Below are 13017 nucleotides of genomic sequence, written 5' to 3' on the forward strand. Positions count from 1 at the left end.
ACCCACACCGAGTACGGCCGTAATCGCTGACTTACGTTCAGGACCCGCGCGAGCACTTGAGGTTCACGTGCACGGTGGGGATGGGCTCCAGATCTGGCAGGCCGTGAATTGTGACGGTCTTCGCCTGCGGCCGTAGGACCACTGAGCGCACATCGGTCACCGTGCACTGACTGAGCGGGCCGCTGCCGACCCGGTTGATGATCACCCGGTTGCCTTCGGCCTGCAGTCGCGCGATGGTTTCGGCGGCCGACGGTCCGGTCGGAGCCGCTGCGGCGACCGCGGCGCCGACAGTGAGGCCGCCGGCGACTGCGCCCATAGAAAGCGCCGTGATGGTTGCGATGTGCTTCATGGCTTTCCGCTCCTTCTCGATGGTCTGAGCAGTACGCCTCCAATCATAGGACACAATGTGTCATGAAGGAAACGTATTGTTGGTCAGCCGCTGTCGGCGTGAAAGGCGCACGTTTTGAGCGGGTTTCGCCCGGCGGAGCTGTGCCTAGGCCGACGCTCCCGACGGAGTGCCGGCCACATTGCGTCGGTACCAGGGGCGGCCGTGCCAACGCTGGTAGTGCCAGACTGTGCTCGGTAGGAGGCCGCGCTTGTGTAGCCAATAGCCGCTGGGCGTGGACAGGCTGGGATCTTGGCGGCCGACGGTGATCTCGCCGAGAACCACGCCCTCGCCTTCCTCGGCCCGTCGCTCGGCGACGATCTCGCCTGATGCCGTGGTGATCATGGTCGAGCCCTCGAAGTGGCCGCGGTATGTCGCCGGTAGCCATGGCATTGAGCATTCGAGGTTGCCTGCGTGGGCCGCGTGCACGCAGGGTGCACCGATGTATCGGGAAAACGAGGCCGCCGCTGTGCGGGCGGTGAGTCGGTTGGCGTGCTCAAGATGGTCGAACACGGCATGTGGTCGCCACCGCGGGATCGACCACCAGCCCGAGCCGGTCATGAGGAGGTCCACGCGACCCCGCAGGCGTCGGACCGTCCCCGTGCGCATCAGCTCCCAGCACACGGCGGCGCCTACCTGATACCCGCCGGCGTCGATGATGCCGTCGTCATTGCCGCCCACATAGAACGCGTTTTCCCACATGGTGGGGAGATCCTTGTCGTGGCGCCCGATGACGCCGGTCGGATCGGCGAGAAAATACGCGTTACGGACGTGTCCGTCGGGGTCGCGGCACAGGAAAGAACCGCCGACCAGGGCCGAGTGCCGACGGGCGAGCGTGGTGAGAAGCTGTGTCGCCGGGCCGTTGGGCGGCAACGCCGCGTCGGCCAGCGAGGCTGCGAAACCGATTCCCGTGGAGAAGAACTCCGGTAACGCGATGATCCGTGCCCCCGCATGTCCGGCTTCATCGCCGAGTCGTTCGCAGGCGGCCAGGTTGGCCGGAACATCGGCGAGTGCCGCGTCGAGTTGGACTGCCGCTGCCAGAACCATGATCGAACACTCCTCGGATTGTGATTGCGCACTGGACACGTGGTGTCACCTGCTGGCAAGCGTAGCTGGCGCCAGGTCTCGTTGACAGGAGGACACAATGTGTCCTACGGTCATTCTTGTGTCGCTGGTCCCTCAAGAGAAAGGCAGACCGAGATGACGACCACGCTTGGTGAGTCGAAACAAGTTCTGATGCAGCGTGCCCTCGATGGCTTGTCGACCCATATCGAGGAGTCCACCCTGACAACGCGGCAAAAACTGGCGTTGACGTGTCGGGCACTTTTCGATGCGGGCCACGACTCCGGCCTGGCCGGTCAGATCACCGCGCGGGCCGGCAAGCCCGGAACCTACTACACCCAACGACTGGGGCTGGGCTTCGACGAGATCTCCGAAGACAATCTGCTGCTGGTCGACGAAGATCTCAACGTTCTCGAGGGTGAGGGAATGGCCAACCCCGCCAATCGATTCCATACCTGGATCTACCGTGCCCGGCCCGACGTCCAGTGCATCGTGCACACGCACCCGTTCCATGTCGCGGCGCTGTCGATGCTGGAAGTCCCGCTGCAGGTATCGCAAATGGACATCGCGCCCCTGTACGACGATTGCGCCTTCCTGGCCGACTGGCCCGGTGTTCCGGTCGGCAACGAAGAGGGCGAGATCATCAGCGCCGCACTGGGGGACAAGAAGGCGATCCTGTTGGCCCACCATGGTCATGTGATCGCCGGAGCGAGCATCGAGGAATCATGCTCGCTGGCGATGCTGATCGAGCGCGGCGCCAAACTGCAACTGGCTGCGATGGCGGCGGGCACGATCGCCGAATTGCCGCCGCGGCTGGCGCGCGAGGCCCACGACTGGACGCTGCGGCCCAAACGCAGCCAGGCCAACTTCGCCTACTACGCCCGGCGCGCGCTGCGCAACCACCCCGACGCGCTCACCAGTTGAGCATCCCAGCACGCCCCAGCCCGATTCGGATTCGAACCGCAAAGGACAACCAGAATGACCGCCAACACTGAGATCCACGGAATTCTCGCCTATCCGGTGACCCCGTTCACCGACGACCATCAGATCGACACGGGCAAGCTGGCTGCCCTGGTCGAACGCCTGGTGGCCGGGGGAGCGCACGGTATCGTCCCGCTGGGCAGCACCGGTGAGTCGGCGTACCTCACCGAAGCCGAGTTCGATGCCGTCATCGACACCACGATCGGGGTGGTCAACCGGCGGGTGCCCGTCATCATCGGCGCCTCAGATCTGACCACCGCCAACACCATCCGCCGGGCGCAATATGCCGAGCGGGCCGGTGCCGATGCGGTCATGGTGCTGCCGATCTCGTATTGGAAGTTGTCCGAACGGGAGATCGTCCAGCACTATGCGTCCATCGGCGCTGCGATCGGCATTCCGATCATGGTCTACAACAACCCGGCGACCAGTGGCATCGACATGCGACCGGAGCTGTTGGTGCAGATGTTCAACGACATCGACAACGTCACCATGGTCAAGGAATCGACCGGTGACATCACCCGCATGGAGCGCCTGTCCGAGCTCACCGACGGCAGGTTGCCGTTCTACAACGGCAGTAATCCCATGATTCTCAAGGCCTTCAAGGCGGGAGCGAGGGGCTGGTGTACCGCGGCGCCGAACCTGCTGCCGCAGCCGTGCCTGGATCTCTACGCAGCGGCACAGGTCGGAGACTGGACGAAGGCCGAGGCCATCTACACCGAACTCAAGCCCTTCCTGGAGTTCATCGTCGCCGGTGGTCTGCCCACGACGATCAAGGGCGGCCTGGAACTGGTGGGCCAGGGCGTCGGCGTGCCGCGGTTGCCGTTGCTCCCGCTCGACGGCGAGGGGCGCGAGGAACTGAGCCGGCTCCTCGCCGTGTCGTGAGGGGCGGCGGCATGGATTGCGCCACCCCGGCGTTGGGCAATGCCACCGCGACGACGTTGCTCGCAGCCGGGCTGATCTTCCTGCTGGCATTGGCACTCGGAGTGTGGAAGTACCGGCAGATGGCCAGTTCCGCGCAGCACGTCGCACATCCGTATGTCGACATCGCCCATCGTGCATCGCTGCTGTACGCGTTCGCGACGCTGCTGACCGCGGTGTTCGTCGAACTCAGTGCGTGGCCGGACTGGGTCAACCTGACTTCGGCGATGGTGCTGGTGTTCTTCTTCCTCGCCGCGATCATCAGCTACATCGTGCACGGCGCCCGGCGTGACACGACGAATCAGTTCGAACACCCGGGTGCCGGGCTGCACGTCTCGATGGCGCTGCTGATCGTCGGTGAGATCGGCGGATTCGCGGTTCTGCTCGTCGGATTCGTGGTCGGACAATGGGGCTGAGTTGCCCGGGCGGGGCGCGATCCGGCTAGGTGTCCCTCCTGCCCAACAACTTTCGGGTGCGTGCCGGCGCCGCGGCCGGGATGTCGGCGAGGATGTCGGCAAGCGTGACGCCGTCGAGGCTGGCCCGCCAAGCTTGGTGGGCATCAGCCATTTTCACCGCCAGGATGCACTCATGACGGCACCAGGCCGCAGGTAGGGCACCGCGGCCCTGCCTGCGGATCTCGCGGCATTCGTAGGGAGCGGCCGCGACGTCGACGGCTTCGACGATCTGCAGCAGTGTGATGTCGGCCGGTGTCCGCCCGAGCCGGAACCCGCCGCGCGGGCCGGTCGTCGCGGTCAGCACGCCCGCCCGGGTGAGCGCCTGCAGCTGCTTGGCGAGGTAGGCCGCGGGAAGGTCGAAGTATTCGGCGAGATCGGCGGCCGATGCGGTGGTCCCGGACTCGAGCTGCGCCAGCGACGTCGCGCAGTGCAGCGCCCACTCGGTGGCCACGGGAAGTTTCACGGCCCGTAGTTTATTACAGATATTAAGGACCTATATAGTCCGAGATATCTATCGGCCAGGACAGGAGTCGTCATGCGGATCGCAGTTGCCGGGGCTACGGGGAACATCGGGGCGCGCGTGGTCGCGGCGCTGCAGGGCGCCGGACACGACGTGGTGGCTATCAGCCGCTCGAACGGGGTGGATCTGTCCACCGGAGAGGGCCTCGATGCGGCGCTGGCCGGGGTGCAGGCTGTCGTCGACGCGATCAGTGCCCCGCCCGCCGACCGCGACAGTACCGTGGACTATCTGGGCACCGCCACCCGCAACCTGCTGGCGGCCGAAGCGCGTGCGGGCGTGGCGCATCATGTGCTGCTGTCCATCGTGGGGATTCACGACATCGAGGGCAATCCGCACTACGCCGGAAAACGCGAGCAGGAGAGGCTGATCGAGGCCGGGGCCGTGCCGTGGACGATCGTGCCGGCCACCCAGTTCCACGATTTCGCCGAGATGGTGGTGAGTTGGACCGAGCAGTCCGGCCCCGAAGGTGCCAGCGCCGAAATCGCCCCGCTGCTGGTTCAGCCCATCGATCCCGACGACGTGGCCGCCGTCCTCGCGGAGGTGGTGGTGGGCGACCCGCAGGGCCGCCACGTCGACGTGGCGGGTCCGCAGACCCAGGATCTGGTGGACCTGGCCCGCCGGACCCTGGCGGTGCGCGGCCGTGAGGTGATGCTGGTGCCGACGTGGTCGTCGATCTTCGGGCTGTCGATGTCGGGCAATGCCTTGCTGCCCGGTGAGAACGCCCGCATCGCGCCCACCACCTTCGACCAGTGGCTGAGCCGGCAGCGGTAGGTCAGGGGGCACGCCGGGCCCGGTGATGTCACAGGTTCCTGCCATCATGGACGGCATGCCGTTGGAGGCTCCCTCACCCGCCCTGGGCGATCTGGACGATGAGCAGCGGGAGGCAGTTCTGGCCGCCCGCGGTCCGGTGTGCGTGCTCGCCGGCGCAGGTACCGGCAAGACCCGCACCATCACCCGCCGGATCGCGCACCTGGTGGCCGGCGGCCATGTCGCCCCCAGCCAGGTGCTGGCGGTGACGTTCACCGCGCGCGCGGCCGGGGAGATGCGCAGCCGGTTGCGCGTGCTGGGCCAGGAGTCGGGGGTGAACACCTCGGCCGTGCAGGCGGTGACGTTTCACGCCGCGGCGCGCAGGCAGCTGCAGTACTTCTGGCCCCGGCTGGTCGGCGACACGGGATGGGAGTTGCTCGACAGCAAGTTCTCCGTCGTCGCACAGGCCGCCAACCGTGCCGGGATGCAGACCAGCACCGACGATGTCCGTGACCTGGCCGGCGAAATCGAATGGGCCAAGGCATCTTTGATCACCCCCGAGGCCTACAGCACGGCGGTCGCGAAGACGGGGCGAGACATCCCGTTCGACGCCTCGAAGGTGGCGGCGGTCTATTCGGGCTACGAGGCGCTCAAGGCTCGGCGCGACGGCTCAGCACTGCTGGACTTTGATGACCTGCTGCTGCACACCGCCGCGGCCATCGAAAACGACGCCGCGGTCGCGCAGGAATTCCGCGACCGCTACCGCTGCTTCGTCGTCGACGAGTACCAGGACGTCACGCCCCTGCAGCAACGGGTGCTCGACGCGTGGCTGGGGGAACGCGACGACCTCACCGTGGTCGGTGATGCCAACCAGACGATCTACTCGTTCACCGGGGCCACCCCGCGGTTCCTGCTGGATTTCTCGCGACGTTTCCCCGACGCCGCGGTGGTGCGGCTGGAGCGCGACTACCGCTCGACGCCGCAGGTGGTGTCGTTGGCCAACCGGGTGATCGCCGCTGCACGCGGCCGGATGGCCGGCAGCAAGCTGCATCTGGTGGGGCAGCGCGATCCTGGCCCCGAGCCGACGTTCTCCGAATATCCCGACGAGGTCGCCGAGGCCAATGCCGTCGCCCGCTCCATCAAGAAGCTGATCGAAAACGGAACGGAGCCGGCCGAAATCGCGGTGCTCTACCGGATCAATGCGCAGTCCGAGGTCTACGAGGAGGCGCTCACCGAGGCGGGGGTCGCATTCCAGGTGCGCGGCGGCGAGGGCTTCTTCAGCCGCCAGGAGATCCGCCAGTCACTGGTGGCGATGCAACGCTTCGCCGAACGTGACATTCCCGAGGACAACCTGCCCGCCCTCGTGCGTGAGCTTTTGGAACCGCTGGGGCTGACGGCCGAGCCGCCGGCCGGCACCAAGGCGCGGGAACGCTGGGAAGCGTTGACGGCGTTGGCCGAACTGGTCGACGAAGAAGTTGCGGTGCGCCCGGAACTGGATCTGCGGGCATTGGTCGCCGAATTGCGCCAGCGGGCCGACTCGCGCCACCCACCGGTGGTGCAGGGCGTGACGCTGGCGTCGCTGCACGCCGCCAAGGGGCTGGAGTGGGATGCGGTGTACCTGGTCGGCCTGGCCGACAACACTTTGCCGATCTCCCATGCGCTCGCGCACGGACCCGACAGTGAACCGGTGGAGGAGGAGCGTCGGCTGCTCTATGTCGGAGTCACCCGCGCCCGGGTACACCTGGGGCTGAGCTGGGCGCTGGCCCGGACCCCGGGCGGGCGGCAGGGCCGCCGGCCGTCGCGGTTCCTCAACGGCATCGCGCCGCAGCTGCAGAACGGGGCCGGCTCAAGCCCGGACCGGTCGCGTCGTCAGCGAGGGCCTGCGCCGCGCTGCCGGGTCTGCAATGCCGCGCTGACAACTCCACCCGCGATCATGTTGCGTCGCTGCGAAACGTGCCCGTCGGACTTGGACGAGGAGCTGCTCACCGAGCTCAAGGAATGGCGGCTACGCGTCTCCAAGGAGATGAAAGTGCCGGCGTATGTGGTGTTCACCGACAACACCCTGATCGCGATCGCCGAGTCCCTGCCGACCGACGAAGCCGCACTGGTGGCGCTTCCCGGGATCGGTGCGCGCAAGCTCGAGCAGTACGGCCCCGACGTTCTCGAGTTGGTACGCGGCCGCCAAGATTCGTAAAGATCGTGCCAAAACCGCAGGTAGAAAATAGGTTGTGCGATCTGGCTGTTAGGCTTTAGCCTCGTAACACAGCTCTGGTGACGAGACGGAAGGAGGGTGCCCGCAATGGATAACAACATCGAATTCAGCGGTGTAGCGGTTGCAGGCATGCCGTCGTCCGTGCTCGCTGTCGTCGTTTCCCCGGTTGCCCCGGAGGCACGTCGGCATGCCGCACCCGCTGCCCCCGCCGCCGCTGGATGGCTGGCCGCCGCTGCTGCTATTGCACCGCAGCACAAGCGCCGCCCCGCCGCCGCGACTGGCGCGTCCGTGGATCGGAGCCCCTACTAGGTAGAGCTCCCATCACAGCCAAATGGCCACGGACCCGCAGTCAACCGGATCCGTGGCCAATGTTTTTGGGAGTTGTTCCAACCCTCGAAACCTGGTCGCAGATCCCTCGAAGAGACAGATCGCCGACAACAACGACCAGGAAGCAGGGGGACAAACACATGTCCATTGCGATGACCGCTCCGGAGATGAGCGTCGCGCCGATGACATGCGAAGAGCGGCTGCCGGCGGTGCCATGCCACATCGGGAATCCCGATCTGTGGTTCGCCGAGAGCCCAGTCGATCTGGAGCAGGCCAAGGCACTGTGCGCGGATTGCCCGATCCGTAACGAGTGCCTGGCCGCCGCGCTGGAACGGCAGGAGCCGTGGGGCGTCTGGGGCGGCGAGATCCTCGACCGCGGAACCATTGTGGCCCGCAAGCGGCCGCGTGGCCGTCCGCGGAAGAACGCCGCAGGTAACCCGGCCGCCGCGTGAGGCCGGCCGCCGACATCGATTCTGCGCTCAGGGTGCGAAAGTTCGAGAAGAACGCGCCCTGAGCGCAGGCTCGACGGTTCTAGGCTGCTTCGTCCGCGAAGCCCGGAACCAGTTCGGTGGCAATGGCTTTCATCGGCACATGCGCGTCCAGCTGACAGCACATGGCGATCGTCGAGGCGATCACCCGCAGCGGGATGGCCAGGTTCGGCGGCAGATCGAGCTGGCGGGCTGTCCTGATCTGGGCCACCCAGTTGTCCATCTGACCGGCCGCCATCCGCTGAATCCAGCGGCGGTTGTAGTGGAACACGTCGACCTCGATCGGTTCGACGTACTGGCGCAACATGTCGTCGACTTCTTCGATCGAAACCTGTTGGCCCTTCTGGATGAAACCGGCTTCCTCCATGGTGGGCAGCAGGTCGTCGTAGTTCTTGTCCCGGGCCAGCCGGATGCACTCACCCAGCGCCGTCGGGAAGCCGTCGGGCAGTGGCGCGACAGCACCGAAGTCGATGACGCCCATCCGCCCGTCGGGCAGAAGCATGAAGTTCCCCGGATGGGCATCGCCGTGCATCATCTGCAAGCGCTTGGGCGCGTCGAAGGTGAGTTCGGACAGTCGGGTGCCCATCAGGTCGCGCTGTTCGGGTGTGCCGTCGCGGATGATCACCGACATCGGGATACCGTCCATCCATTCGGCGATGACGACCTTCGGTGCGCTGGCGACGATGGCCGGAATGCGGAAGTGCGGATCGTCGCGGTACGCCTTGGCGAACGCACGCTGATTCTCTGCCTCGAGCCGGTAGTCCAGCTCCATGTCGGTGCGTTCGATCAGCTCGTCGACAATGCCCTGGATATCGACGCCGGGGGCCAGCTGCTTGAACACGCCGACCAGGCGCTGGATCGTCTTGAGGTCCGCGCGCAGTGCCTCGTCGGCACCGGGGTATTGGATCTTGACGGCCACCTCGCGGCCGTCGGACCAGACCGCCTTGTGCACCTGGCCGATGCTCGCCGAGGCCACCGGGGTGTCGTCGAAGGAGGTGAACCGCTCCCGCCATTTGGTGCCCAACTGTGCATCGAGCACGCGGTGCACCTTGGCGGCCGGCAGCGGGGGAGCCTCGCGCTGCAATTTGGTCAGTGCTTCGCGATACGGCTTGCCGTACTGCTCGGGGATGGCTGCCTCCAGCACCGACAGTGCCTGGCCCACCTTCATCGCTCCGCCCTTGAGTTCACCGAGCACGGCGAACAATTGTTGAGCGGCCTTGTCCATCAGTTCGGCAGTGACTTCGTCCTTGGACTTGCCGGTCAGACGCTTGCCGAAGCCCAGTGCTGCCCGTCCGGCCATGCCGCCGGCCAGACCGGCCAGCTTCGCATTCCGTGCGACGCTTCCCCGTTTGATGTCGGTCACCAGACCATCATCCACGATGCTCCTGAATGCGCCGCAACTAACTGGCAACATTCGTTTTCAACACGGGCAGTCGGGGTGACGGGACCAATGCCTGGCGGCGATCGCGTACCCGTCGGCGTCGAGTTCGAGTGTGGTGTTGAGTGTCGGCGGCGCCTCGGGCGCAGGCTGGGTATCCCCGGAATGGCTGACGGCACGGATCACCAGATCGACCTGACGCATTGCCAGGGCGGCGGTGGCCAGGATGGTCGCGCGGCTGGCGCTGCCGACGGCACCTCTGAGCTGGGTGGCCACGGCCGGCCACGCCGCGTCGCGATCGGCACGGTGCAGATCGGCGCAGTGCAGGCAGCTGGTCAGGCCGGGGACCACCAGCGGCCCCACCAGACCGGCGCCGTCGCGGACCCGCACCGGCAGGTGGGCGATCCCGCCGCGATGCAGTTCTTGCAGCAGCCGCGGGTCGGACATCTGGTAATCGGCCAGCACCACGAGGTCGGTGGAGGCCGCGACGTTTCTGGTGTGGGGGTGCGTGCTGTGCCTGACCCGAGCGCCTGAGCAGCGCAGGCCGTTGGTCAGGAGTTCCGACAGCGGTCCGCGGCCGTGCACGCGGATGGAGGCCGACCGGGTGGGCCGTGGCGGCGCGGCCGTCAGCGTCGTGAGCATCCCCGCTTCGGTCAAGGCGTCGATGAGCTCGTCGATCCCGTCGGCATCATCGTCGAATATTCCTGCAGCCGTGAGCAATTCGTCGTGAGTGGCGCCGGCCTGCAGTGCCCGCAACAGATCGGCCAATTGCGCCTGGCTCATTCCGGCCGGCGGCCGCACCAATACGGCGCGCCGCGGATCCCAGCCCAACTGAACCGAGTCGTCGGGGCGCAGCAGGATCGGACGGCCTGCGGCGAGCACGTAGCGCGTCATGCGATGACTCTGCCACGGCGGCGGACACCGCCGTTTCAGTTATCCACAGGCCGTGCGGGGGTCAGGCCTGGCTGTCGCCGTCGCCCTTGGTGTCGTCATCCTTGGCGCCGCCGTCGCCACCCTCGCGCTGCTCTTTCTCCAGGTCGGCTTCTTTTTCAAGATCAGCCAGAGCCTGTTCGAAGGCGCTGTCGATGCCGCTGGTGTCGCCGCCGACCATCCGGTCGATGAAGCCGGCCGGCTCGTCGAGATCGGCGGCGCTCGGCAGCAGGTCGGGGTGCTGCCACACGCTGTCGCGGACATCGGTGCCGACGGCCTCGGTGAGCCGTTCCCACAACACCGCGGCTTCGCGCATCTTGCGGGGGCGCAATTCCAGGCCGACGAGCGTGGCGAAGGTCTGTTCGGCGGGTCCACCGGTGGCGCGCCGCCGGCGAAGCATTTCGGCCAGCGCGGAGGTGCCGGGAATGCGATCGCCCAGTGCTGCGGTGACGACGGTCTGCACCCAGCCCTCGATGAGCGCCAGCAGGGTTTCGAGCCGTTCCAGCGCGGCTTCCTGTTCGGGTGTGGCCTTGGGCTCGAAGATGCCTTGATTGAGCAGCTGTTCCATCTCCGACGGGTCGCCGAGGGAGGCCGGGTTGAACCCGCGGGCGAAGTCCTCGATGCCCGACATGTCGACCTTCATGCCCTTGGCGAAGGCCTCGACGGCGCCGAGCAGCTGGCTCGACAGCCACGGCACATGGCTGAACAGCCGGTGGTGGGCGGCCTCGCGGGCGGCCAGGAAGGTCAGGATCTCGCTGCGCGGACGCTCCAGCCCCTCGGCCAGAGGTTCGATGGCCTCGGGCATGAGGGCCGCGACTCCCTTGGGGCCCAGCGGCAGGCCGACGTCGGTGGAGGTCAGCACCTCGCGGGACAGCTTCCCCAGCGCCTGGCCCAGTTGGGAGCCGAACGCCATGCCGCCCATCTGCGACATCATCGCCAGCAGCGGGCCGGCCATGCTCTTGGCCTCTTCGGGCAGCGCCGACGCCCACACCGAGGAGATCTGCTCGGCCACCGGGTCACACAGTCGCTTCCAGGTGTCCAGCGTGTTGTCCAGCCAGTCGCTCGGGGTCCACGCCACCGACCTGGTGGTGCCCGCGGGCAGCGGGGTGACCCCGTCGAGCCAGGTCTCGGCCAGGCGTACCGCGTCGGCGACCGCGCCGACGGTCTTCTCCGGCACCGGGGCGACGAATCCGATCGAGTTGGACGCCAACTGCCGGGCCAGGTCGTAGTTCACCGGACCGGATTGTTTGCCGCCCATGGCGCCGCCTGCGCCGCTGAACATCTCCCCGAGCTTGGTGAAGATCTGCCCGAGATCGCCCATGTCGAAGTTGGCTCCGCCCATGCCGAAACCGAACGGATCCGACCCCGGACCTGGCCCGGAGTTGCCGGAACCGGATCCCGAATCGGGGTCCTTCTTGTCTTTGTCTCGGTCGGGGTCATTCCCGGCGGAGAAGCCGAAGGGCAGGTCAGCCATACCCACAACGGTACTCATGACGGGGTGCCCGGGTGTGCCTGTGGGTCACGCTGTGGGTGAACACGATGGTTCAGGCTTTACTGTGGGCGGCGTGAACAGGCGGATTTTGACGCTGCTGGTTGCGCTGGTGCCGATTGTGGCGTTCGGCGTCCTGCTGTCGGTGGTGACGGTGCCCTTCGTCTCGTTGGGGCCGGGTCCGACGTTCAACACCCTGGGCGAGGTCGAGGGCAAGCAGGTCGTCGACATCCAAGGCCCCGATGCACACGTCCACCCCACGGCGGGGCACCTGAACATGACCACGGTGTCCCAGCGTGACGGCCTGACCCTGGGCCAAGCGATGGCGTTGTGGATGTCGGGCCGTGAGCAACTGGTGCCGCGCGATCTCGTGTACCCGCCGGACAAATCCAAGAACGAGATCGACGAGGCCAACAACTCGGATTTCAAGAGGTCCGAGGACAGCGCCGAGTACGCGGCGCTGTCGTTCCTGAAGTACCCCGTGGCGGTGACCGTGCAGAGCGTCACCGATCCGGGTCCCTCGGCGGGCAAGCTGCGCGACGGTGACGCGATCGACGGTGTGAACGGGGTACCGGTGGCCAACCTCGACGAGTTCCAGGCCATCTTGAAGAAGACCAAACCGGGCGAGCAGCTGGTGATCGACTTCCGTCGCAAGAACGCTCCGCCAGGGGTCGCGACGATCACGCTCGGGGACAACCCGGATCGGGACTACGGGTTCCTGGGCGTGGGCGTGCTCGATGCGCCGTGGGCCCCGTTCGCCATCGACTTCAACCTGGCCAACATCGGCGGCCCGTCTGCCGGGCTGATGTTCAGCTTGGCCGTCGTCGACAAGCTGAGCACCGGTGATCTCAACGACGGCAAGTTCATCGCGGGCACCGGAACCATCACCGGTGAGGGCAAGGTCGGGTCCATCGGGGGCATCACGCACAAGATGCTGGCGGCCAAGGAAGCGGGCGCCACGGTGTTTCTGGTGCCGGCCGACAACTGCACCGAGGCGCGTTCTGCACCTCAGGACGGCATGGAGTTGGTGAAGGTGGACACCTTGACCCACGCCGTCGATGCATTGCACACGATTTCTGCCGGTGGCGAACCGCCTCGTTGCTGAAACCCGCGCGCGGCCTGTGG

General features: G+C 66.7%; 13 protein-coding genes. 7 read left to right on the forward strand and 6 right to left on the reverse strand.

The annotated features are described in order from the left end of the window. Positions 1-37 precede the first annotated feature (37 nt). Positions 38-349, reverse strand: coding sequence for a hypothetical protein (locus A5779_RS03050; protein WP_064878818.1), 312 nt, complete (start codon positions 347-349; stop codon positions 38-40). A gap of 144 nt (positions 350-493) precedes the next feature. Next, positions 494-1432, reverse strand: coding sequence for a carbon-nitrogen hydrolase family protein (locus tag A5779_RS03055; protein WP_064878820.1), 939 nt, complete (start codon positions 1430-1432; stop codon positions 494-496). Positions 1433-1585: 153 nt separating this feature from the next. Between A5779_RS03055 and A5779_RS03060 the strand changes: the two genes are divergently transcribed. From A5779_RS03060 to A5779_RS03070, 3 genes are read left to right on the forward strand one after another with little or no spacing between them, the layout of a single operon-like run. Further along, complete coding sequence (locus A5779_RS03060) at positions 1586-2371, forward strand: aldolase (RefSeq protein WP_064878822.1); 786 nt, start codon at positions 1586-1588, stop codon at positions 2369-2371. Between the two features lie 54 nt (positions 2372-2425). Beyond that, positions 2426-3310 carry a dihydrodipicolinate synthase family protein gene (locus A5779_RS03065; protein ID WP_064878824.1) on the forward strand — a complete coding sequence of 295 codons (885 nt, stop codon included), beginning with the start codon at positions 2426-2428 and terminating at the stop codon, positions 3308-3310. 11 nt (positions 3311-3321) lie between these two features. Continuing rightward, positions 3322-3762, forward strand: a complete 441-nt coding sequence (locus A5779_RS03070) for a hypothetical protein (protein WP_064878826.1) — start codon at positions 3322-3324, stop codon at positions 3760-3762. Positions 3763-3787: 25 nt separating this feature from the next. Here A5779_RS03070 and A5779_RS03075 read toward each other — a convergent pair whose 3' ends face one another. Further along, positions 3788-4264, reverse strand: a complete 477-nt coding sequence (locus A5779_RS03075; RefSeq protein WP_064878828.1) for an RrF2 family transcriptional regulator — start codon at positions 4262-4264, stop codon at positions 3788-3790. A 72-nt stretch (positions 4265-4336) separates the two neighbouring features. Here A5779_RS03075 and A5779_RS03080 point away from each other — a divergent pair, with 72 nt between their 5' ends. The 3 genes from A5779_RS03080 (at position 4337) to A5779_RS03090 (ending at position 8059) form a co-directional block, all read left to right on the forward strand. Further along, complete coding sequence (locus A5779_RS03080; protein ID WP_064878831.1) at positions 4337-5092, forward strand: SDR family oxidoreductase; 756 nt, start codon at positions 4337-4339, stop codon at positions 5090-5092. A gap of 25 nt (positions 5093-5117) precedes the next feature. Beyond that, positions 5118-7262, forward strand: coding sequence for an ATP-dependent DNA helicase UvrD2 (locus tag A5779_RS03085; protein WP_064878833.1), 2145 nt, complete (start codon positions 5118-5120; stop codon positions 7260-7262). Positions 7263-7747: 485 nt separating this feature from the next. Further along, positions 7748-8059, forward strand: a complete 312-nt coding sequence (locus A5779_RS03090) for a WhiB family transcriptional regulator (protein WP_082941506.1) — start codon at positions 7748-7750, stop codon at positions 8057-8059. Between the two features lie 79 nt (positions 8060-8138). On the opposite strand, the gene A5779_RS03095 is transcribed toward A5779_RS03090, so the two are convergent. The 3 genes from A5779_RS03095 to A5779_RS03105 form a co-directional block, all read right to left on the reverse strand. Next, positions 8139-9473 carry a macrolide-binding ATPase MABP-1 gene (locus tag A5779_RS03095; protein WP_064878835.1) on the reverse strand — a complete coding sequence of 445 codons (1335 nt, stop codon included), beginning with the start codon at positions 9471-9473 and terminating at the stop codon, positions 8139-8141. A 42-nt stretch (positions 9474-9515) separates the two neighbouring features. Then, positions 9516-10367 carry a bacteriocin biosynthesis cyclodehydratase domain-containing protein gene (locus tag A5779_RS03100; RefSeq protein WP_064878837.1) on the reverse strand — a complete coding sequence of 284 codons (852 nt, stop codon included), beginning with the start codon at positions 10365-10367 and terminating at the stop codon, positions 9516-9518. A 61-nt stretch (positions 10368-10428) separates the two neighbouring features. Beyond that, positions 10429-11877, reverse strand: a complete 1449-nt coding sequence (locus tag A5779_RS03105) for a zinc-dependent metalloprotease (RefSeq protein WP_064878838.1) — start codon at positions 11875-11877, stop codon at positions 10429-10431. Positions 11878-11968: 91 nt separating this feature from the next. Between A5779_RS03105 and A5779_RS03110 the strand changes: the two genes are divergently transcribed. Beyond that, complete coding sequence (locus tag A5779_RS03110) at positions 11969-12997, forward strand: YlbL family protein (RefSeq protein ID WP_064878840.1); 1029 nt, start codon at positions 11969-11971, stop codon at positions 12995-12997. Positions 12998-13017: the final 20 nt, after the last annotated feature.

Source organism: Mycolicibacterium peregrinum (assembly GCF_001665625.1).
GTDB classification, from domain to species: Bacteria; Actinomycetota; Actinomycetes; order Mycobacteriales; family Mycobacteriaceae; genus Mycobacterium; species Mycobacterium peregrinum_B.

Bases quoted from the DNA above. Each gene is read 5' to 3' on its own strand.
- A5779_RS03070 (WP_064878826.1), top strand. From the start codon at position 3,322: ATGGATTGCGCCACCCCGGCGTTGGGCAATGCCACCGCGACGACGTTG.
- A5779_RS03080 (WP_064878831.1), top strand. From the start codon at position 4,337: ATGCGGATCGCAGTTGCCGGGGCTACGGGGAACATCGGGGCGCGCGTG.
- A5779_RS03065 (WP_064878824.1), top strand. From the start codon at position 2,426: ATGACCGCCAACACTGAGATCCACGGAATTCTCGCCTATCCGGTGACC.
- A5779_RS03055 (WP_064878820.1), bottom strand. From the start codon at position 1,432: ATGGTTCTGGCAGCGGCAGTCCAACTCGACGCGGCACTCGCCGATGTT.
- A5779_RS03050 (WP_064878818.1), bottom strand. From the start codon at position 349: ATGAAGCACATCGCAACCATCACGGCGCTTTCTATGGGCGCAGTCGCC.
- A5779_RS03090 (WP_082941506.1), top strand. From the start codon at position 7,748: ATGTCCATTGCGATGACCGCTCCGGAGATGAGCGTCGCGCCGATGACA.
- A5779_RS03100 (WP_064878837.1), bottom strand. From the start codon at position 10,367: ATGACGCGCTACGTGCTCGCCGCAGGCCGTCCGATCCTGCTGCGCCCC.
- A5779_RS03105 (WP_064878838.1), bottom strand. From the start codon at position 11,877: ATGGCTGACCTGCCCTTCGGCTTCTCCGCCGGGAATGACCCCGACCGA.
- A5779_RS03085 (WP_064878833.1), top strand. From the start codon at position 5,118: ATGTCACAGGTTCCTGCCATCATGGACGGCATGCCGTTGGAGGCTCCC.
- A5779_RS03060 (WP_064878822.1), top strand. From the start codon at position 1,586: ATGACGACCACGCTTGGTGAGTCGAAACAAGTTCTGATGCAGCGTGCC.